This is a genomic window from Streptomyces sp. CCM_MD2014 (assembly GCF_000772045.1).
In the GTDB taxonomy this organism is placed as follows: Bacteria; Actinomycetota; Actinomycetes; order Streptomycetales; family Streptomycetaceae; genus Streptomyces; species Streptomyces salinarius.
Map to the genome: position 1 here is coordinate 518,363 of NZ_CP009754.1, position 20,931 is coordinate 539,293.

At 73.5% G+C, this 20,931-nt stretch carries 18 protein-coding genes; 11 read left to right on the forward strand and 7 right to left on the reverse strand.

Going from position 1 to position 20,931, the window contains the following annotated elements:
- Nucleotides 1–123: 123 nt before the first annotated feature.
- Nucleotides 124–708, forward strand: coding sequence for a hydrolase (locus tag NI25_RS02405; protein WP_061440820.1), 585 nt, complete (start codon nucleotides 124–126; stop codon nucleotides 706–708).
- A gap of 85 nt (nucleotides 709–793) precedes the next feature.
- Here NI25_RS02405 and rfbB read toward each other — a convergent pair whose 3' ends face one another.
- The 5 genes from rfbB to NI25_RS02430 all read right to left on the reverse strand — a co-directional run bounded on the left by rfbB (nucleotide 794) and on the right by NI25_RS02430 (nucleotide 6,955).
- Nucleotides 794–1,768, reverse strand: coding sequence for a dTDP-glucose 4,6-dehydratase (gene rfbB, locus NI25_RS02410; protein WP_061440821.1), 975 nt, complete (start codon nucleotides 1,766–1,768; stop codon nucleotides 794–796).
- Between the two features lie 163 nt (nucleotides 1,769–1,931).
- Complete coding sequence (locus tag NI25_RS02415; RefSeq protein ID WP_061446713.1) at nucleotides 1,932–2,111, reverse strand: hypothetical protein; 180 nt, start codon at nucleotides 2,109–2,111, stop codon at nucleotides 1,932–1,934.
- Nucleotides 2,112–2,228: 117 nt separating this feature from the next.
- Nucleotides 2,229–2,651 (reverse strand): CBS domain-containing protein, encoded by a 423-nt coding sequence (locus NI25_RS02420; RefSeq protein ID WP_061440822.1) that lies wholly within the window; start codon nucleotides 2,649–2,651, stop codon nucleotides 2,229–2,231.
- Between the two features lie 128 nt (nucleotides 2,652–2,779).
- Nucleotides 2,780–5,266 (reverse strand): SpoIIE family protein phosphatase, encoded by a 2,487-nt coding sequence (locus NI25_RS02425; RefSeq protein WP_061440823.1) that lies wholly within the window; start codon nucleotides 5,264–5,266, stop codon nucleotides 2,780–2,782.
- Between the two features lie 423 nt (nucleotides 5,267–5,689).
- Entirely contained in the window at nucleotides 5,690–6,955 is a 1,266-nt protein-coding gene (locus tag NI25_RS02430; RefSeq protein WP_061440824.1) for a S1 family peptidase, read from the reverse strand.
- A gap of 605 nt (nucleotides 6,956–7,560) precedes the next feature.
- Between NI25_RS02430 and NI25_RS02435 the strand changes: the two genes are divergently transcribed.
- The 9 genes from NI25_RS02435 (at nucleotide 7,561) to NI25_RS39590 (ending at nucleotide 17,031) form a co-directional block, all read left to right on the forward strand.
- Entirely contained in the window at nucleotides 7,561–7,776 is a 216-nt protein-coding gene (locus NI25_RS02435; protein WP_061440825.1) for a hypothetical protein, read from the forward strand.
- 99 nt (nucleotides 7,777–7,875) lie between these two features.
- Nucleotides 7,876–8,682 (forward strand): HlyD family efflux transporter periplasmic adaptor subunit, encoded by an 807-nt coding sequence (locus tag NI25_RS02440; RefSeq protein ID WP_061440826.1) that lies wholly within the window; start codon nucleotides 7,876–7,878, stop codon nucleotides 8,680–8,682.
- Nucleotides 8,679–10,901 (forward strand): NHLP family bacteriocin export ABC transporter peptidase/permease/ATPase subunit, encoded by a 2,223-nt coding sequence (locus tag NI25_RS02445; RefSeq protein ID WP_061440827.1) that lies wholly within the window; start codon nucleotides 8,679–8,681, stop codon nucleotides 10,899–10,901. The genes NI25_RS02440 and NI25_RS02445 overlap by 4 nt, the downstream gene beginning before the upstream one ends.
- Nucleotide 10,902: 1 nt before the next feature.
- Nucleotides 10,903–13,725 carry an NHLP bacteriocin export ABC transporter permease/ATPase subunit gene (locus NI25_RS02450; RefSeq protein ID WP_061440828.1) on the forward strand — a complete coding sequence of 941 codons (2,823 nt, stop codon included), beginning with the start codon at nucleotides 10,903–10,905 and terminating at the stop codon, nucleotides 13,723–13,725.
- A gap of 30 nt (nucleotides 13,726–13,755) precedes the next feature.
- Nucleotides 13,756–14,766, forward strand: coding sequence for a hypothetical protein (locus NI25_RS02455; RefSeq protein ID WP_061440829.1), 1,011 nt, complete (start codon nucleotides 13,756–13,758; stop codon nucleotides 14,764–14,766).
- 76 nt (nucleotides 14,767–14,842) lie between these two features.
- Nucleotides 14,843–15,022, forward strand: a complete 180-nt coding sequence (locus tag NI25_RS02460) for a hypothetical protein (RefSeq protein ID WP_061440830.1) — start codon at nucleotides 14,843–14,845, stop codon at nucleotides 15,020–15,022.
- A 55-nt stretch (nucleotides 15,023–15,077) separates the two neighbouring features.
- Nucleotides 15,078–16,109 carry an iron-containing redox enzyme family protein gene (locus NI25_RS02465; RefSeq protein ID WP_061440831.1) on the forward strand — a complete coding sequence of 344 codons (1,032 nt, stop codon included), beginning with the start codon at nucleotides 15,078–15,080 and terminating at the stop codon, nucleotides 16,107–16,109.
- 30 nt (nucleotides 16,110–16,139) lie between these two features.
- Nucleotides 16,140–16,784 carry a HemK2/MTQ2 family protein methyltransferase gene (locus NI25_RS02470; protein WP_199560801.1) on the forward strand — a complete coding sequence of 215 codons (645 nt, stop codon included), beginning with the start codon at nucleotides 16,140–16,142 and terminating at the stop codon, nucleotides 16,782–16,784.
- Nucleotides 16,765–17,031 (forward strand): CDGSH iron-sulfur domain-containing protein, encoded by a 267-nt coding sequence (locus tag NI25_RS39590; RefSeq protein WP_061440833.1) that lies wholly within the window; start codon nucleotides 16,765–16,767, stop codon nucleotides 17,029–17,031. Before NI25_RS02470 ends, NI25_RS39590 begins: the two co-directional genes overlap by 20 nt.
- Nucleotides 17,032–17,198: 167 nt before the next feature.
- Here NI25_RS39590 and NI25_RS02480 read toward each other — a convergent pair whose 3' ends face one another.
- Entirely contained in the window at nucleotides 17,199–17,633 is a 435-nt protein-coding gene (locus tag NI25_RS02480) for a protease inhibitor (RefSeq protein WP_061440834.1), read from the reverse strand.
- Between the two features lie 358 nt (nucleotides 17,634–17,991).
- Between NI25_RS02480 and NI25_RS02485 the strand changes: the two genes are divergently transcribed.
- Nucleotides 17,992–19,161, forward strand: a complete 1,170-nt coding sequence (locus tag NI25_RS02485; RefSeq protein ID WP_061440835.1) for a lactate 2-monooxygenase — start codon at nucleotides 17,992–17,994, stop codon at nucleotides 19,159–19,161.
- A 43-nt stretch (nucleotides 19,162–19,204) separates the two neighbouring features.
- Here the strand turns inward: NI25_RS02485 and NI25_RS02490 are convergent, their stop codons facing one another.
- Nucleotides 19,205–20,812: an RICIN domain-containing protein gene (locus NI25_RS02490; RefSeq protein ID WP_061440836.1), complete on the reverse strand. Its 1,608-nt coding sequence runs from the start codon at nucleotides 20,810–20,812 to the stop codon at nucleotides 19,205–19,207.
- Nucleotides 20,813–20,931 lie beyond the last annotated feature (119 nt).

Sequence of the window (20,931 nt, forward strand, 5' to 3'; positions counted from 1 at the left end):
TTTAATCGACAGGTAAAACTGTGCAGTCTCGACTGGACAGTCTTACCTGTCGAATTTACCGTGGCAGGGGGCGCCGGCCGGCCACCCCGAACCGTCCGAGATCCGTCTGAGAGGCACCACCCGATGTCCGTCACCGCCCTGGACCCCCGCACCGCCCTCGTCGTGATCGATCTCCAGGCCGGTATCGTCGCCGCGCCGACCGAGCCGTACTCCGGCGCCGAGGTCGTCGCCCGGAGCGCCGAGCTGGCCGAGGCCTTCCGGGCCCGCGGCCTGCCGGTGGTGCTGGTCCGGGTCTCCTTCGCCGCCGACGGGGCGGACGCCGTGCCGGGTCGTACGGAGGCGGGGGGCGCCGGCGGTCCGCGGCCCGAGGGCTGGGACGTGATCGTCGACGAACTGGCCGGGCATCCCGGCGACATCACCGTCACCAAGCGCAACTGGGGCGCCTTCCACGGCACCGGCCTCGACGTCCAGCTGCGCCGCCGCGGCGTCACCCAGATCGTGCTGACCGGCATCGCCACCAGCATCGGCGTGGAGTCCACCGCCCGCGCCGCCCACGAGCACGGCTACCACGTCACGCTCGCCACCGACGCGATGAGCGACATGAGCGCCGAGGCGCACCGCGGCAGCGTCGAGCGGATCTTCCCGCGCCTGGGCGAGACGGGTACGACGCGGGAGATCCTGGAGTTGCTCGCCAAGACGCACGACTGAGCCGCACGACTGGGACCCACGCTCGGGACCCACGGCTTCGACCCACGCTCGGGACGCACGGCTGACGAGTGGAACGCGCCGCCCGTCAGACCACGTCCGTGCGCCGCTTGAGCGGCTCCCACCAGGCCCTGTTGTCCCGGTACCAGGCGACGGTCTCGGCCAGCCCCGTCGCGAAGTCGCGCCGGGGGCGGTAGCCGAGTTCCTCGCGGGCCTTGCTCCAGTCGACCGCGTAGCGCAGGTCGTGGCCCTTGCGGTCCTCGACGTGATCCACCCGGTCCGGGCCCGCGCCGCAGGCGTCCAGGAGCAGGCCGGTGAGCTCGCGGTTGCTCAACTCGGTGCCGCCGCCGATGTTGTAGACCTCGCCGGCCCGGCCCCTGGTGCGGACGAGGTCGACGCCCCGGCAGTGGTCGTCGACGTGCAGCCAGTCGCGGACGTTGCGTCCGTCTCCGTACAGCGGGACCCGGTGGCCGTCCAGGAGGTGGGTGACGAACAGCGGCACGAGCTTCTCGGGGAACTGGTGCGGGCCGTAGTTGTTGGAGCACCGGGTCACCCGTACGTCGAGGCCGTGGGTGCGGTGGTAGGACAGGGCCAGCAGGTCGCCCGACGCCTTCGACGCGGCGTACGGGGAACTCGGCCGCAGCGGATGCTCCTCGGTGGCCGAGCCGGACTCCACCGAGCCGTAGACCTCGTCGGTGGAGACGTGGACGAAGGGCCCCACGCCATGGCGCAGGGCGGCGTCCAGCAGGTTCTGGGTGCCGACGACGTTGGTGAGGACGAAGTCGGAAGCGGCGTGGATCGAGCGGTCCACATGGGACTCGGCCGCGAAGTGCACCACCTGATCCGCCTCGGCCGTCAGCTTGTCGACGAGCGCCGTGTCCCGGATGTCACCGTGCACGAAGTCCAGCCGGGGGTGGCCGATTTCGAGGTTGGCGGTGTTCCCCGCGTAGGTGAGGGAGTCCAGGACGGTGACCCGCGGTGCCCCCGGTCCGTCGGCGGCGAGGAGGGTCCGGACGTACCGGGAGCCGATGAATCCGGCGGCGCCGGTGACCAGGATGTTCATGAGCGGTTCCGTGCCTTGCTGCGGTCGGGGACGTGCGGTGCGGGCGCCTGTGACGCTACAACGCTACCGGTGCGTCCACCGCCCTCCGTGACCCGCCCGGAACGCGCACCGCGCCGGCCACAGGGCCGGCGCGCTGGGCGGTGTCACCGCCCTCGGGGCTCGTTCAGTCCTCGCCCCGGACGATGTTGGACTCCCGGCCCGGTTGCGGTGCGCGGGTGGTGCTGCCGTCCTCGACGGCCGGCACACAGGTGCGCGGCAGACCCCTGCTCCGCAGGCGGCGGGCTTTCGACCAGCCGGTCTCCAGCCGGCGGACAACCGGTTTGCCGCTGGTGTCCGTGGTCACGAGCATCATCTTCCTTCTGGTTCCGCGTCTTCCGCGTCTTCCGCGCCTGGTGCGCTCGCCCTGCCGGGTCCCCGTGCGGCGCCCCGTGAAACACCGTGCGCAGCTGCCCGGCGGTGCCTACGGGTTGGGCCGGGCCGCGCTGATGTCGCCCAGCGCCGACTCCGGGTCGCGCTCGACGGCCAGGTCACCGAGGGAGACGATGCCGACCGCGTCGCCGTCGTCGTCGACGACCGGGACCCGGCGTACGGCGTGCTCGCGCATCAGCTCGACGGCGTGGCTCAGCTCCTCGTCGGACCGCACGGTCACCAGGTCGTCGCTGCACGCGCCGGCGACGGTGGTCCGCTCCGGGTCACCGCCCTCGGCGAGCGACCGGACCACCAGATCGCGGTCGGTGACCAGGCCGCGCAGCCGGTCGCCCTCCGTGACCAGGACGGCTCCGAGGTCCCGGTCGCGCATGAGGCGGGCCACGGCCGTGACGGAGGTCAGCGGCTCGACGGCGACCGGGTCGCCGGTCATGACGTCGCGGACGAACTGGGTCATGGGGTACTCACTCCTCGGTTGCCGGGTTCCGCACGCTCTCGTGGTCGACCGGGCGGGTACCCGGCGCGGCGCCGCCCGCACTTCGGCGGGGGGGGCGGCCCCGCCGGGCTCGGCCCCGGGCGGGGCGCTCAGCCGCGGCGCACCGGAATCTCGCTCCACACCTGCTTGCCCCCGCTGACCGGCAGCGTCCCCCAGGTCGCCGACATCGCCTCGACCAGGAGGATCCCCCGCCCGCCCGTGGCCTCCCAGCCGATACTGGTCGGCTTGACGGGTGTGCGCGGCGAGGCGTCGGCGACCGCGACGCGCAGCCGGCCGCTGATCAGGGTGAGGTCGAGCCGCACCTTGCCGTCGGTGTGCACCAGGGCGTTGGTGACCAACTCGGAGACGATCAGCAGCACGCCGTCGACGTCGTCGTCGGGTACGCCCCAGGAGCGCAGGGTGCGCCGGGTGAAGCGGCGGGCGTGCCGCACGGCCTCGGGCAGTCGCCACACCGACCAGCTCTCGCGCAGCGGGCGCAGGGCCATGCCGTCATAGCGCACCAGCAGCAGGGCGACGTCGTCGTTGCGGCGGGCGTTGCCCAGCAGGGCGTCGGCGACCAGTCCGAGGTGGGTGGGGTCGGAGACGGCCAGCGCGTGCGCGAACCGGTCCATGCCCTCGTCGATGTCGGCGCCGGGCGACTCCACGAGGCCGTCCGTGGTGAGGGCGACGAGCGTGCCGGGCCGCAGCCGCAGCGGGCTCATCGGGAAGTCGGCCTGGGTGACCACGCCGAGCGGCGGTCCGCCCTCCACCTCGGCGATCTCCGTACTCCCGTCGGGGTGGCGCAGCACCGGCGGCAGGTGCCCGGCGCGCACACACCAGGCGGAGCCCTCCTCCATGTCGAGGTCGACGTAGACGCAGGTGGCGAAGAGGTCGGTCTCCATGCCGGTCAGCAGCCGGTTGGCGTGGGAGACCACCACGTCCGGCGGGTGCCCCTCGACGGCGTAGGCGCGCAGGGCCGTGCGCATCTGGCCCATGAGGGTGGCCGCGCCGGCGCTGTGGCCCTGGACGTCGCCGATGACGAGGGCGACGTGGTGGTCGGGCAGCGGGATGACGTCGTACCAGTCGCCGCCCAGCTCGAGTCCCGCCGTGCTGGGCAGGTAGCGGGCGACGGCGACCGCGCCGGGCAGCTTCGGCAGCCGGCGCGGCAGCAGCTGGCGCTGGAGCATGCCGACCAGTTCGTGCTCGGCGTCGAAGGCGTGGGCACGCATCAGGGCCTGCCCGGCGAGGCCCGCCGAGGCGGTGAGCAGGGCGCGCTCGTCGGGGCCGAAGTCGTGCGGGGCGTCCCAGCCGATCAGGCAGGCGCCCGCCATGCGTCCGCCCGCGGGCAGCGGCAGCACGGCCAGACCACCGGGACCCACGTCGGCCAGGGCGGGCTCCAGGTCGCCGGTGCCCGCCGGCCAGATCCGGGCGCGTCCCTCACGCAGCGCGGCGGCGAGGGTGGGCATGGCCCGCACCGGCGCGTCCGGCCACTCGGTCCGCCACTCCAGGCGCCACAGCTCGGGCCAGGACTCGGGGTCGGGCGGATCCAGGACGGTGACGACGAGCCGGTCGTTCTCCAGCTCGGCCAGCGCGATCCGGTCCGCGCGCAGCGGTCGGCGCAGGGCGGCGACCACGGCCTGGCTGACGTCGCGCACGGTCCCGGCCGTGGCCAGCGCCGCGGCGAGCCGCTGGACGCGGGCGACGTCGGTCACGTCCGGGCGCAGGGTGGAGGCGTCGGCGACGGTGCCGACCAGGCGGGCGGGCCGGCCGTCGCCGGCGGGCAGCAGGCGTCCGCTGAGCCGGAGCCACTTCGGCGGGCCGGTGGGCTGCAGCACCCGGAACTCCAGCTCGCGCTCGCCGATGGTCATGTGGTCGGACTCGGTCACCGACATCAGCGACGGCAGGTCCTCCGGCACGGTGAGCCCGAGCAGCGTCTCCACCTTGCCGTCGAACTCCTCGGGGGCGAGGCCGAACAGACGCAGGATGCCGTCGCCGACCTCCGCCCGGCCGGTGTCCATGGCCAGTGTGAAGGCGTCCGGCTGGAGGTCGCCGGACTCGGCCGTCCCGACGGCCTCCGCCGGGGCGGGGCAGGTCATGGCCTCGGCGATCAGCTCGAGGCACCCGCGGTCGTCGGCGTCGAACCCGCCCGGGCGCTCGGTCAGGACGAGGAGGCAGCCCCCGCCGTCCCCGCGCACGGGCAGGACCGCCAGTGAGAAGCCGCTGGACGGCACGTGCCGGGACTCGGCCGATCCGGCGAACTGCTCCGGCCCGATCCACACCGCCTCGCCGGCGCGGTGGGCGTCGGCGACCGGAGAGCCGCCGGCCGCGGGATAGCTGTCGCGTACGCCGTACAGGGTGCGCGGCGCACCGGCCGAGACGGCCAGACAGAGCAGCTCGGGGTCGTCGCCGGGTGTGTAGAGGGCGGCGAAGGAGGCGCCCGCGAAGACCAGTGCCTGCTCGAGGATCCCGCGCAGCCGCTCCTGGGGCTCCGGGCCGGCCGCGATCGCCTTGAGGGCACCCTCGGCACGCAGCGCCCTCGGTCCGCGTTCCGCAGTGCCCTCTTCGACCACGTCGCCATTACAGCGCTTATGGGACATCCGCGCAGCCCCTACGGATCGGGTACCGCGACCAGGAGCACATCGGGGCTCGGCCACGGACGCTCCGCGCCGCCGGGCGCGTGCGGAGTACTGCCGCTGAGCACGGGGCGGACACGCGCCGGTACGCGGGGCTCGGGGCGGACACGGCGGGTACGCGGGGACACGGCCGGTACGCGGGACACGGACCGGCACGCGGGCGAAACCGCGAGGTCGGTACCGCGGACGAGGCGGGCGCGACCGGGAACGGACCGGCCGGGCAGAGCGGACCGGGAGGCCCGGGGCCCGCGCGCCCTGCCTTCCGGACCTGCGGGGGCGCCAACACCCGCCACCGGACGCCGCCCGCCCGGTCGGTACGTGTGCCGCCCCCCGGACCGCCGCACGGTCCCGGCAGGGGCCGGGAGCGGCGGTCCGGGGGGCGTGCCGTCAGCCCGTCGGCCCCGACCCGTCGTCGCCGACGCCCGCGCCCTCCCCCGCGCCACCGGCACCGGCACCGGCACCGGCACCACCAGAATCGCCGGCACCAGCACCAGCACCCGCCTCACCCGCACCGGCACCGGCCCCCGCGCCCTCGTCGCCGAGGCTGGCCCCGACCGCCTCCAGGGCGGTGGTGACCGGCTGGAAGAAGGTTTCGCCGCCCACCGTGCAGTCGCCGCTGCCGCCGGAGGTCAGCCCGATCGCCAGGCCGTCCCGGGTGAACAGGGAGCCGCCGCTGTCGCCCGGCTCGGCACAGACGTCGGTCTGTATGAGGCCGGTGACGGTGCCCTCGGGGTAGTTGACGGTGGCGTCCAGACCTAGGACCTGGCCGTCGGCCAGTCCGGTCGTGCTGCCCATGCGGAAGACCTCCTGGCCGACCGTCGCCTCGGCGGCCCGGCTGATCGGCAGGGTCTGGTCGCCGAGGTTGACCTCGCTCGGGGCCTCGGTCGCCGGATCGTCGTACGTGACGAGCGCGAAGTCGCCCTGGCCGGGGAAGACCGCCTGGTCGACCGTGGCGATCGGCTGTCCGCCCTGCGCATCGGACCACTGGTCGGCGGCGACCCCGCAGTGGCCGGCCGTCAGGAAGGCGGGCGAGCCGTCGCCCGCGGTGACGTTGAAGCCGAGCGAGCAGCGCGCACCGCCGCCGAAGATGGCGTCCCCGCCCGACGCGAAGGTCTTGAAGGTGCCGGCGGACTTCCTGACCGTCGCCATGCCGTCGCCGAGGCCCTCGACGGTGGACTCGAGGCGGTCCCACCGGTCGCCGGTGACGGTGCTGTCGGCGGTGACCAGGATCTTGTTGGTGCGCGGGTCGATCGCCCACGAGGTGCCCGGCATGCTCGCCTCGGACTTCAGGGTCCGCGCGCCGCTCCGCAGCTCACTCATGCTGTTGTCGACCTCGCGGACCTGGGCGCCCGCCTTCTTCGCCCGCACGACGACCTGGTTGTCGTCCCCGGGGACGACGTTGACGACGAGTTGCTGCGTGCCGGAGTCGTAGTAGGAGCCGGCGAAGGTGTCGCCGAGCAGGCCGGCGAGCCGTGAGGCGAGATCCGACGCGTCCGCCGCCTTGAGGGTCCTGGGCGCCGCGGCGGCGTCGTCCGGGGAGCCGCCGTCCTGGGAGGCGTTGGCGTTCGGCAGCAGGACGGCGGCCGCGCCGAGTGCGACCGCGCCGCCCGCCGCAATCGCGGCCTTGCGCTTGGGGATTCGCTTGTGACTCAACCTACTCGACCTCCTGGGACCGGGGTTGGCACCCGCCGGTCCGGCAGCTGTTGGGGGCGCCTGGACGGCTGTTGGTACGCACGGGCCGGGCGGGGTGTTCAGACGGGCCGTCGAGCCGGACCCCCGCACACGCCGTTTCGCACTCCCCTTCGGCACCCTCCGCGTTCACGCGGCGACGCTCTGTCGCGCCCACGGAGCGGAATGACGGCTTCAGCGAATCTGCACATCGAATGCCCAACCCGGTCACCCCCGCCCGGGCATCTGCACAAGCCGACGAGAGCCCGTACGCCTTTGGGACCGGAGTGTCCCAATCGCCTCCGCACGGGCAAGGGATCGCACGAGCCGATGTCGCGCACCGTGTGAAGAAGTCGCCGCGAAGGCGTGCGCGCTCCTGCACTCTTGGGTGCCCCGGCGTCGCAAGTGCGCTGGTGGGAGGGGTGATTGATTGGAAGCCCGGACCGGCCGCGTGCTTTGATCCATCGCACCGCGGGGGCCGCGGAGGGCTCTGGAAACGGGCGCCCGGCGCCCGCGGTCGCGGCCGTCATCTGTCCCCAGAGGGGGCCGCTCCCCCCTTGTGAAATGGCTATACGAAGGGAAGTTCCATCATGAACTCCACCCCCCAGGTTGAGACCGTCGAGATCTCCGACGCCGACCTCGACAACGTCTCCGGCGGCCTGAACGTGAACGCCGTCGGCACCGTCACCGGCCTGGTGGACGGCATCGCCCCGGTCTCCGGCCTGGTCAACACGGTCGTCGGCACGGTCGAGGGTGCCACCGGCCTGAACACGGCCCCGGTCACCAACCTGGTCGCCGGTCTCTGATCGCGCCCTTGCGTCGCTGAGTCCCGGAGCCTGCCTGGCTCCGGGACTTTTCGGCCGTTCTTCCGCGGCCGTTCTCGTCGAGCCCTGGATACGTCAGCCGTGCAGTTCCGCCAACAGGCCCTCGCAAAACTCCAGTCACCGGAGGACCTCGATCTTCCGGTGCGTTTCGCCCGTCCCCAGGGCTGGCTGGTGCTGTCCGTGACCCTGGTCGCGATGACCGCCGCGTCCGTGTGGGCGGTGGGCGGCTCGGTGGCCTCCACGGTCTCCGCGCCCGCCATCCTCACCCATGGACAGGGCAGTTACCTCCTCCAGAGCCCCGTCTCCGGTCAGGTCACCGCGGTCCTGGCCCGCCCGGGTCAGCGGCTCGCCGCCGACGCCCCGGTGCTGAAGGTCCGCACCGCCGAGGGCGAGAGCGTGGTCCGCACGGTCGACGCCGGCCGGGTCAGCGCGCTCGCGGCCACCGTCGGGCAGATCATCAGTACCGGCGCCAACGTCGCCTCGGTGGAGAAGGTCGCCCACGCCGACGACCCCCTCTACGCCACCGTCTACGTCCCCGCCGAGAACGCCGCCGCCATCCCCGCGCACGCCTCCGTCGACCTGACCGTGCAGTCGGTGCCGACGCAGCAGTACGGCGTCCTGCACGGCGAGGTGAAGTCCGTGGACCGCTCGGCCCAGTCGGCACAGACGATCGGCGCCTTCCTCGGGGACAGCGCGCTCGGCGAACAGTTCACCGAGGACGGCAGGCCGGTCGCCGTGACGGTACGGCTGGACACCTCCAAGTCCACGAAGAGCGGCTACGAGTGGTCCTCGGCCGACGGACCGCCGTTCGAACTGACCTCCATGACCCTGGCCTCGGGCTCGATCCGCCTGGCCGACCAGCGTCCCGTCGATTGGCTGCTGCCGTGAGCACCGCACAGGAGAAACGGGGCAGGCGCCGCGCCGCCCCGCCGAGACGCAGCGTGCCGAAAAGCCGGGCGAGGACCGTCCGGACACCCACCGTGCTCCAGATGGAGGCCGTGGAGTGCGGCGCCGCCTCCCTCGCGATGGTGCTCGGGCACTACGGGCGGCACGTCCCCCTGGAGGAGCTGCGGATCGCCTGCGGCGTCTCCCGCGACGGGTCCCGGGCGAGCAACCTCCTCAAGGCCGCTCGGAGTTACGGCTTCACCGCCAAGGGCATGCAGATGGACCTGGCCGCGCTCGCCGAGGTGACGGCACCGGCCATCCTCTTCTGGGAGTTCAACCACTACGTCGTCTACGACGGCATGGGCCGCCGCTTCGGGCGGCGCGGGGTGTTCATCAACGACCCGGGCAAGGGCCGCCGTTTCGTGTCCCTGGAGGAGTTCGACGGGTCCTTCACGGGCGTCGTGCTGACCATGGAGCCCGGTGACGGCTTCACTCGCGGCGGCCGCAGGCCCGGGGTGCTCGGCGCGATGCCGGCCCGGCTGCGCGGCACCGCCGGCACGCTGCCCGCGGCCGTGCTGGCGAGCCTGCTCCTGGTGGCGGTCGGCGCGGCGGTGCCCGCGCTCAGCCGTACCTACATCGACATGTTCCTGATCGGCGGGCAGACCTCGCTGCTGGGCGTGCTGTTCGCGTCGATGGGCGCCTGCGTGCTGCTCACGGTGGTGCTGACCTGGCTCCAGCAGGCCAACCTGCTGCACGGCCGCATCATCTCCTCGACCCTGTCCAGCGCCCGGTTCCTGCGGCACCTGTTGCGGCTGCCGGTGACCTTCTTCTCCCAGCGCAGCCCCGCCGACCTGGTGCAGCGGCTGCAGTCCAACGACGCCGTCGCCGAGACTCTGGCCCGGGACCTCGCCGCGGCGGGCGTGGACGCGATCGTGGTGGTCCTGTACGCCGTGCTGCTGTACACGTACGACCCGCAGCTCACCTTCGTCGGCATCGGGGTGGCGCTGCTCAACATCCTCGCGATGCGGGTCGTGATCCGGCTGCGCGCGACCCGTACGGCGAAGCTGCGGGCGGACACGGCACGGCTGACCAACACCGCGTACACCGGCCTCCAGCTGATCGAGACGATGAAGGCGACCGGCGGGGAGGACGGCTACTTCCGCAAGTGGGCCGGCCAGCACGCCACCACACTGGAGGAACAGCAGCGGCTCGGGGTGCCGAGCGCCTGGCTGGGCGTGGTCGCGCCGACGCTCGCGACGCTGAACAGCGCGCTGATCCTGTGGATCGGCGGTATGCGCGCGGTCGAGGGCCACATCTCGGTCGGTCTGCTGGTCGCCTTCCAGGCGCTGGTGGTCCGCTTCACGGCCCCGCTGACCCGGCTGAACGGCGTCGCGGGCCGCATCCAGGACTTCGCGGCCGACGTGGCGCGGCTGAAGGACGTGGAGAACTTCCGGGCGGACCCGCTCTACGACCGCCCCGGCGGCGCCGACTCCACACGTCGGCTGCACGGTCACGTCGAGTTGCAGAACGTCTCCTTCGGCTACAACCCGCTGGACAAGCCGCTGCTCACCGGCTTCGACCTGACCGTCGGTCCCGGGCAGCAGGTGGCGCTGGTGGGCGGTTCGGGCAGCGGCAAGTCGACCGTGTCGCGGCTGATCTCGGGCCTGTACGCGCCCTGGGACGGGGTGATCCGCGTCGACGGGCAGCGGCTGGACGACATTCCGCGCGGGGCGCTGGCGTCCTCTGTCTCCTTCGTCGACCAGGACGTGTTCCTGTTCGAGGGCTCGGTGCGCGACAACGTGGCGCTGTGGGACCCGTCGATTCCCGACGACGCCGTGGTGGACGCGCTGAAGGACGCCGCGCTGTACGACGTGGTGATGCGCAGGCCGGGCGGCATCCACAGCCCGGTCGAACAGGACGGCCGGAACTTCTCCGGCGGACAGCGCCAGCGTCTGGAGATCGCGCGGGCGCTGGTGCGCAGGCCGAGCATCCTGGTGCTGGACGAGGTGACCAGCGCGCTGGACGCGGAGACCGAACTGGTGGTCATGGACAACCTGCGCCGGCGCGGCTGCGCCTGCGTGGTGATCGCGCACCGGCTCAGCACCGTGCGGGACAGCGACGAGATCGTCGTCCTGGAGCACGGCACGGTGGTGGAGCGCGGGCGGCACGCGGAGCTGGTGGCACACGGTGGCGCGTACGCGGCGCTGGTCAGGGAGCGGTGAGATGACGACCGTGCACGAGGGACAGGGCGACCTGGTCCTGGGGGCGCTCGGCGCGCTGGGTACGCGCGTCGACTGCGCCGGGTTCAACCGGCTCGACCTGGAAGGACCCCAGGTGCTGTGGCTCGTGGTGTCCGGTGCGGTGGACCTGTTCGCGGTGGACGCCGCGGAACAGGGCCACTGGCACCACCTGGGTCGTCTGGAGGCGGGCTCGATGCTGCTCGGGCCGGTCGCCGGGCCGCAGCACACGCTGGTGGCGCGTCCGCTGCGGGACTGCGTCGTCCACCGCATCGCGCTGCGCGAGCTGTACCAGCCGGCGCACACCCAGACGTGGTCGTACGACGCGTACGGCAACCCGCAGTACGTCCCGCCGACGACGAGCCCGCTGGAGTACGCCCTCGCCCTCGGAGTGGGCCGGGGCCTCACCGTCCTCTTCCAGGCGCCGATGGCCGGCGAGCGGGCCGACGCACCCACCGACGACGACGTCTTCTGGATGCAGGTGCCGCCGGGCAGCGTGCAGTACGGGGCGGTGTACGGCGAGGAGGCGGCCGCCGACCTGCTGATGGACCCGGCGCTGTGGCAGAGCATGGTCGACCAGCAGTACCGGCTGCTGACCACCCTGGACCGCTGGATCGAGCAGCTGGAGCGCACCCACGAGACGCGGACCGCGGCCGGCATCAAGGCCGGTGAGGCGGTGCGCGCCCAGGCCGACCGGACGCTGCTGGCCTCCATCGGCAAGCGGTCCGGGCAGCGCACCACGGCGGCCGACGCCGACGCCACGTACGCGGCCTGCAAGCTGGTCGCCCGCGCCGCCGGCATCCCGCTCGCCGAGCCGGCCCAGGGCGGCACGGAGAGCGACCGGCTCGACCCGGTGGAACGCGTCGCGCTCGCCTCGCGCGTGCGGACCAGGCCGGTACGGCTCGAGGACGGCTGGTGGCGGGAGGACGTGGGGCCGCTGGTCGGGCAGCGGACCCTGTCGGGGGCGCCGGTGGCGCTGCTGTGGCGGCGCGGCGGCTATGTGGCGGTGCATCCGGCGACCGGGCGTGAGACGCCGGTGGAGAAGGCGAACGCCGGGGAGTTCGAGCCGCGCGCCGTGATGTTCTACCGTCCGCTGCCCGAGCGCCGGCTCGGTCCGCTGCGCCTGCTGCGGTTCTGTCTGGCGGGCACCCGCGGGGACCTGACCGGTCTCCTGCTCGCCGGTCTGGTGACGGTGGGGCTCGGGGCACTGGTGCCGATCGCGACGGGCAAGGTGCTCGGCGAGTTCGTGCCGAAGGCGCAGACCGGGCTGATCGTGCAGGTGTGTCTCGCGGTGATGCTCAGCAGCGTCGTCGCGGCGGCCTTCATGCTGCTGCAGAACCTCACCATCCTGCGCCTGGAGGGCCGGATCGAGGCGACGCTCCAGCCCGCCGTGTGGGACCGGCTGCTGCGGCTGCCGACGAAGTTCTTCACCGAGCGCTCCACCGGCGAGCTGGCCAGCGCGGCCATGGGCATCAGCGCGATCCGCAGACTCCTTGCGGGGGTGGGTCCGACGGTGGCCCAGTCGGTGACCGTCGGGGCGGTGAACCTGGTGCTGCTGCTCTGGTTCAGCGTGCCGATGGCGCTGGCGGCGATCGGCATGCTGGTGGTCGTCGCCGGGGTGTTCCTGGGGCTCGGGCTGTGGCAGGTGCGCTGGCAGCGGCGGCTGGTCAAGCTCACCAACAAGCTGAACAACCAGGCGTTCCAGACGCTGCGCGGGCTGCCCAAGCTGCGGGTGGCGGCGGCCGAGAACTACGCCTACGCGGCGTGGGCGGAGCGGTTCGCGCACAGCCGCGAGCTGCAGCGGCGGGCGGGGCGGATCAAGAACCTGAACGCGGTGCTCGGCGCGGTCTACCTGCCGTTGTGCACGCTGCTGATGTTCATGCTGCTCGCCGGTCCGGCACGCGGTTCGATGTCGGCGGCCGAATTCCTCACCTTCAACGCCTCGGTGACGATGCTGCTCACCTCGGTCACCCAGCTGACCGGCGCGTTCGTGTCGGGGGTGGCGGCGCTGCCGCTGTTCGAGGAGATCCGGCCGGTGCTGGACGCGACGCCCGAGGTGCGGACGGCGAGCACCCGGCCGGGGCCGCTGTCGGGGGCGATCGAGGCGCGCCGGCTGTCGTTCCGGTACACCGACGACGGTCCGCTGGTCCTGGACGACGTCTCCTTCGACGTGCGACCGGGCGAGTTCGTCGCGGTCGTCGGGCCCAGCGGCTGCGGCAAGTCGACCCTGCTGCGGCTGCTGATCGGCTTCGACCGTCCGCTGTCGGGCAGCGTCCTGTACGACGGCCAGGACCTGGCCGCCCTCGACCAGTCGGCGGTGCGCCGGCAGTGCGGGGTGGTGCTCCAGCACGCGCAGCCGTTCACGGGGTCGATCCTGGACGTCATCTGCGGCACGGAGCCGTACACGCCCGAGGAGGCGATGGCGGCGGCCGAGATGGCGGGGCTCGCGGAGGACATCAAGCGGATGCCGATGGGCCTGCACACCATCGTCTCGGGCAGCGGCGCGGTCTCCGGGGGCCAGCGGCAGCGGCTGATGATCGCGCAGGCGCTGATCCGCCGGCCGCGCATCCTCTTCTTCGACGAGGCCACCAGCGCCCTGGACAACGAGACGCAGCGCACGGTGATCGAGTCCACCAAGGCGCTCAACGCCACCCGGGTCGTGATCGCGCACCGCCTGTCCACGGTCCTGGACGCCGACCGAGTGATCGTGATGGAGGACGGCAGGGTCGCCCAGCAGGGCCCGCCGGCCGAGCTGCTCGCCGACACGAACGGCCGGCTGCACGAGCTGGTGCGGCGGCAGCTGGCCTGACCGGCGCTCGATTGGGTACCTGTTGCCCTCATGCGGATCAGCGTGGTGGATGTGGGGTCGAACACGGTCCGGCTCATGGTGGCGGACGCCGAGGGCGGGGTCCCGCTGCCGGTGCACACCGCCAAGTGGCGGCTGCGCCTCTCCGAGCAGGTCAGGCCCGGTGGCCCGGTCCCCGAGGAGGCCTTGGAGCGGCTCGTCGAGGCGGTCGCCGGTGCGAGCAGGACCGCGGACCGGTGGGGGGCGTCGGGGCCGCTGGCCTTCGCGACCGCCGTGGTGCGCGCCGCGCCGAACCGGCGTGAGGTGCTGCGCACCGTCCACGCCCGCACCGGCGTGCCGCTGTGCACCCTGCCGGGCGAGGTGGAGGCGGAGCTGACGTTCCTCGGGGCCCGGCGCTGGATGGGCTGGCGGTCCGGGCCGCTCGCCCTGCTCGACATCGGCGGCGGCTCGCTGGAGGTCGCGTTCGGGCGCGGGCGGCTGCCCGACTTCGTGGCCTCGCTGCCGCTGGGGGCGGCCCGGCTGACCCACGAGTTCCTGGCGGGCGGCCGGGACCCGGCGTCGCCGGACCAGGTCAAGGCGTTGCGCCGCAAGGTCCGCCACCAGCTGCGGGACGTGGCGGCGCGGATCCGCTGGGAGGGGCCGCGGACCGCCGTGGCCACCTCGCGGACCTTCCAGCAGCTGGGCCGGCTGTGCGGCGCCCCGCCCGGCCGGCACGGGCCCTTCACGGAGCGGCGGATGCTCTGCTCGGACCTGGGGGACGCGGTGGGCCGGCTCGCCGCCCTGTCCGCCGCCGAGCGGGCCCGGCTGCCCGGCATCTCCGCACCGCGCTCGGCGCAGAGTCTGGCCGGCGCCGTCGTGGGGCACACGGCGATGAAGCTGACCGGTCTGGAGTCGGTGACGCTGTGCCCCTGGGCGATCCGGGAGGGGGTCCTGCTGCGCCACATCGAGGACGGCCCGTCCTGGTGGGCCGAGATGGTCCGCCGCAGCGACGAGGCCGTGGTCCCGGCGCCGGTGCCGCTGCGCCTGGCGTCCACGTCGAACTGAACCGCCCGGACATACGAAACCGAGGACGAGAGCGGCCGTACGAAACCGTACGACGAGAAGCGAGAAGGAGGACTCCGTGTCCGAGAACGGCGAGCACGACCACAAGGAGCCCGAGACCGCCATCGAGGAGGTGCTGCGCGAGATCGGGGAGGCCAGGCCCCGCGACGCGGAGTCCGACCAGGGCGAGCACCGGGGCGAGGCGGGGGACGCCACCTCGCCGAACACCGGCGCCCAGAAGGACGTCGAGGGCGAGTGACGCGCCGCTGAGCGCGGCCGGGGGTGCCGCGGCCGCGTCCGGGTACTCGCGGCACATGGAGTACGACCGTGAAGGACCACAGCTGCCGACGCCCCGGGGACCGGTCTCCGGGGCCGTCGGCGCCCATCTGCGCGGGACGGGCCCGCTGCCGGCCCCCGAGGCCGTCGCCGCCGCCCCGGTGTACGGCGACGACCTGCAGCTCGCCCTGTACCAGTGCTACGAGCTGCACTACCGGGGCTTCGCGGGGGTCTGTCCCGACCTGGAGTGGGACCCCGCGCTGCTGGGCGTGCGGGCCGCGCTGGAGCGGCGCTTCCTGGCCGCCCTGCGAGCCGACACCCCGGTCCACGAGAGCGTCGCGGACGCGGTCGGGGCGCTGCTCGTCGAACCCGTGCACGGCGAGGGCGTGAGCCACTTCCTGCGGGACGGGGGCGAGTTGTGGCAGCTGCGCGAGTACGCGGCCCAGCGCTCTCTGTACCACCTCAAGGAGGCCGACCCGCACGCCTGGGTGCTGCCGCGGCTGTGGGGCCGCGCGAAGGCGGCGATGGCGGCGGTGGAGTTCGACGAGTACGGCGGCGGCCGCGCCGAGCGGGTGCACGCCCGCCTGTTCGCCGACCTGATGACGGACCTGGGTCTGGACACCACGTACGGCGCCCATCTGGACGCGGCCTCGGCGGAGTGCCTGGCCACGGTGAACATGATGTCCCTGTTCGGTCTGCACCGGTCGCTGCGCGGCGCCCTGGTGGGACACTTCGCGGCGGTGGAGATCACCTCGTCGCCCGGTTCCCGGCGGCTCGCCGAGGCAATGCGCCGCACCGGTGCCGGACCGGCCGCCGAGCACTTCTACGACGAGCACGTCGAGGCCGACGCAGTGCACGAGCAGATCGTGCGGCACGAGGTGATCGACGGGCTGCTGGAGCAGGAACCGCACCTCGCGGCGGACGTCGTGTTCGGCATCGACGCCACCGGGCACCTGGAGGACCGCTTCGGCGCCCGGCTGCTCGCCGACTGGCGGGCGGGGCGGTCGTCGCTGCGCACACCGCTGCCAAACGCGCCGCGCGTACATGCGGAAACCGCTCATACTTCGTGACCGCCGGGGTACCTGAGGTCCGTGAATTTCATGGTGCTACCGGGCGTGTACGCCCCTCAGGAGGACACCGCCCTGCTGGCCGGGGCGCTGTCCGACGAGTCGCTCCCGCCGGGCGCGGCCGTGCTCGACGTGGGCACCGGCACGGGCGCACTCGCCCTGGCGGCTGCGCTGCGGGGCGGCCGGGTGACCGCCGTGGACGTGTCGTGGCGCGCGGTGTGGGCCGCGCGGCTCAACGCGGCGCGGGCCGGGGTACGGATCCGCGTCCGGCACGGCAACCTCTTCACTCCCGTCCGCGGTCAGTCCTTCGACCTGGTGCTGGCCAATCCGCCGTACGTGCCGTCGCCCACCGGTGGCCGACGGCCGCGGGGCGCCGCCCGGGCCTGGGACGCGGGCCACGACGGCCGCATGGTCCTGGACCGGATCTGCCTGGAGGTGCCTGGGTTGCTGCGGCCCGGCGGCGTGCTGCTGCTCGTGCAGTCGGCGCTCAGCGACCCGGCGAGGACCGAGGCGCTGCTGCGCGAGGCGGGCCTGAAGGCCGCGGTGACCCGGCGGCGGCGGATCGCGTTCGGTCCCGTGGTGCGCGGCCGGGAGCGCTGGCTGCGGCAGCGCGGGCTGCTGTCCGGGGCCGCGCACGACGAGGAGCTGGTGGTGGTCCGTGCCGAACTCCCCGTCTGACGCCCCGCGCCCGGCCGGTGATCCAGGCCCGGCGGACGCTCCGCGCCGGATCAAGGTCCAGCGCCGGGGGCCGATCCTGGTGGAAGGCCCGGTGGAGGTGGAGCTGGAGGACGGGACGACGGTGTCCTCCGACCGCTTCCGGGTGGCGCTGTGCACGTGCCGTCGCAGCCGGCGCTACCCCTGGTGCGACACCAGCCACCGCGCCCGGTCGTCCGGGACCGGTGAAGGGCGGGCCGGGAGGGAGTGACGGGCGCTGCCGTGCGGACCGGAGGCGTCGCGAACCGGGAGGACGGCGGACGGCCCCACTCCGTCCGCCGTCCCCGGTGCGGGCCCGCGGGACCCGTACGGCGGCCGCTCGCACTCCCCAGTAGCGAGCAGCCGGTCACGCCGCACGGTCCCGGCGGTCCCGGTCCCTCAGAACGTGAAGACGCTCGCGCTGCCCGCGTTCTTCACGCACTCGTTGGCGAAGGTGCGTTCGTAGGAGAGGCGCCGACCCTGCCAGACCCCGTCGACGGTGACGACCACGGGGGCGTACTCCCGGGTGCACATCACGGCGTCGTCGGCGGCCAGGGCGCTCGGGTCCCCGTGCGCGGCGCGCAGTTCGGCGCAGGCCGCGTCGGCCGCCGGGTGGGTGCCGGAGGCGGTCGGGGCGCAGGTCAGGGTGACCGCGCGCAGGGGTGCGGCGGTGGCAGCGCTCTCTCCGTGCCCCACGGTCAGCACCAGGGCCGAGGGGGCGTAGAGCGACGCGGGGGCGGTGGCCGGGGAGGCGAGGGAGGCCCCGGCGAGGGGCCCGCAGACGGCGGTGGCCGTCAGGCCCAGAGTCGCTGCCCAGCGCGCGGTGTTCCGCATTGTGTGCATCCTTCCGCTCGTTTCGAGGGTGGTGCCGGCCCGGCTCGGTCGGTGCCGGAACGGCGAGCGCGAGTCTGCCGAGTCCGGCACCGAAACTCATCTCGACCCCACGGATTTCGGTAACCTTGGGTATTCAATCAGTGGCGTGAAGTTACGGAGTTAGAACGTTCCAAGTCCGGAACTGGGCGTTTCTTGATCGATTATCGAGAGCAGAACTGGCCGAATGGCGTGATCCGCACGTTCGCCAATAGGCCGGAAACACCCCTGAAACAGCCCCGCCGCCCCTGACGGCCACCCCACGCATACCGCCGGGTATGGTGCCCGCAGCGCGAGCTCGACGACGAGAGGCGGACGTGGGATGCCGAAGCACTGGGCGGACTTCCAGTACGAGATCTACCTGAACGGCATGACGGGCGCGGTTCCGCGACTGCCCACCGACCTGACCCGGCTGGAGGAGCTCACCGAACGGCGCCTGGGCCCCGGCCCCTTCGGGTACGTGGCCGGCAGCGCGGGTGACGGCAGCACCGCCCGCGCCAACCGGGCGGCGCTGGCCCGGCGCCGGATCGTCCCGCGCATGCTGCGCGACGTGCACGAGCGCGACCTGCGCGTCGAGGTGCTGGGCCGCGATCTGCCCGCCCCGCTGGCGCTGGCGCCGGTCGGCGTCCTGTCGATCATGCATCCCGACGCGGAGCCCGCCGCCGCCCGGGCCGCGGCCGCGCAGGGGGTGCCGTACATCCTGTCCTCCGCCTCCAGCACGCCCATGGAGCAGGTCGCGGAGGCGATGGGCGACGCCGAGCGCTGGTTCCAGCTGTACTGGCCCAAGGACCGCGAGGTGGCGCGCAGCTTCCTGGACCGCGCCCGGGCGGCCGGGTACACGGCGCTGTTCGTCACGCTGGACACACCCCTGCTGTCCTGGCGCCCGCGCGATCTCGACCAGGCGTACCTGCCGTTCCTGCACGGGGTGGGCACCGCCAACTACTTCTCGGACCCGGCCTTCCAGGCCGGTCTGGCCAAGCCCGTGCACGAGGACCCGAACGCGGCGGTGATGCATTTCGTCGGCATGTTCTCCGATCCCGCCAAGTCCTGGCCGGATCTGGCCTTCCTGCGGGAGAACTGGGAGGGTCCGATCGTCCTCAAGGGCGTCCTGCACCCGGACGACGCGCGGCTCGCCGCCGACGCGGGGATGGACGGCGTGGTCGTCTCCAACCACGGCGGCCGCCAGGTGGCCGGTTCCGTCGCGGCGGCCGACGCCCTGCCGCGCGTGGTGGAGGCGGTCGGCGACCGGCTCACCGTGCTGTTCGACAGCGGCGTCCGTACCGGCGACGACGTCTTCAAGGCCCTCGCGCTCGGTGCGGAGGCGGTGCTCCTGGGCCGTCCCTACGTCTATGGCCTCGGCCTGGACGGACAGGCCGGCGTCGAGCACGTGATCCGCTGCCTGCTCGCCGAACTCGACCTCACCCTGGCCCTGTCCGGGCACGCCTCACCGGCCACGCCGGGTCCAGCCGACCTCGTCGAGGACCCGGCGTGAGGGGACGGCGACGCCGCCGTCCCCCAGGACGGTGCGGGTTCCCTCAGCCGGCGGACAGGTCCACGGCCCGCGCGCCCGGCGCGTCGGTGCGGTCGATCGACAGGGAGCCCTCCGCCGCCGGTACCGGCTCGGTGCGCCAGTGCTGGTCGTCGGACCCGTCGTGCACCTTGACGACGACGTCGGCGTCCGGCGCGCGGGTGGTGGTGGCGAGCGCGAGCAGTTTCTGCCCGCGCGGCACCAGCTCCCCCTCCTCGGTGAGGTCGTAGCGCACGTCGTCGCCCCGCTCGGTGCCCTCGTCGGCGCAGGTACCGAGAACGACGACTCCGGCGTCCGCCCGCGAGTCCAGGCACAGCCCCGGGTCGGCGACGCTGCGCAGCAGCCCGTCGTCCTCGTGGGTCCACTGCTGGGTCCACGCCTCGGAGCACTTCGCCAGCCGGGCGCCGGCTCCGGCCCTGGGCTCGCCGCGCACGTCGAGGCAGAGGTCCGCGGCGACGTTGCGCAGCCGCGTGCGGTCGGCGGACGTGGGCATCCCGGCGGTGCCGGGCGGTTTGGGGCGGCTCGTCGCGGACGTCTCGCCCTTGCCGTCGACGGCGCTGGTGGAGGCGGCCGGATCTGCGCCGTCCCCGTCGTAGGACCACACGCTCACCACCAGCACGACGGCCAGCACTCCGGCGGAGGCCGCGCCGAACTGCCTGAGCACCGACCGCCCCGAGCGCGGCCGGCCCACCGTCCTGCGCACGGGCACGGGGAGCCTTCCCAGCAGCCCGGGGCGCGAGCCGCGGTGCCGGGCGGCGCCCTTGGCCAGCGCGCCCAGCGTCGCGCGCCCCGGACGGGAGTCGAGATAGCGCCGGGCGCCCCAGCCGAGCACCGCCTCGGCGATCAGTGTGCCCAACTCACGCTCGAAGTGGCCGAGTTGGTCGGCGGCGTGCCGGCAGTGACGGCAGTCCGCCAGATGCTTGCGGACGTCCGGCAGCAGGGCGCCGCCGCGGCGGATCGGCACGTCGAGCAGTCGGCTCTGGAAGCGGCACTCCTGACTCGGCGCGAGCTGCCTGTGGGCGTGCAGACAACCCTCGCGGAATTTCTCACGCGCCTGTTCGAGAGTGGCCGACGCGGTGTCGGTATCCATACCGAGCAGACCGGCCGGGACACTTATCGACTCCCCTTCGACTTCCGTGTGCCACAGCAAACACCGGGCCGGTCCGGGAAGAGAGGCGAATGCGCGGGCGGCCAGCGTGCGGTTTTCCGGGGTGAGGGACTTCGCCGCCCGCATACCGCGCCCGCCGGCGGGTTTGAGCAACTGCGGCAGGACGCCGGATATCGCGTCGTCGGCGGACCACTGCCGGACCGTGTCGCGCACGGCCACCAGCAGCAGCGGACGCAGCGCGGTGGCCGGTTCGCCCTGGGCGAGACGGGCCAGCACCCGATGCCAGGCCGCGGCGGTGACCATGCCGGTGACCTCGGCCGACGTGGCCAGGCAGATGGCCGAGTAGTCGTGCGCGGGCTGCCAGTGGCGGGCCATCAGCAGCGCGGCGGTCCGCGGCGCCTCGCTCTGCGGACCGTCCCGGAGCCGTGCGGCCAGCAGCTCGTCGGACTCCCCGGGGGCCCCGCCGGAGGGCGGGTACGCGGGCCGAGGGGGGTGGGGGGTGGGCACTGAGATGTTTCCTTCCCACGCGCAGGTGACTCAGATGTTCGGATCGCCGGAAAGGACCCACGGATTGGTGTGTACCTCTTGGGCGTGGCGCGGAAGGTGTGAATTCGCCATGGCGAAAT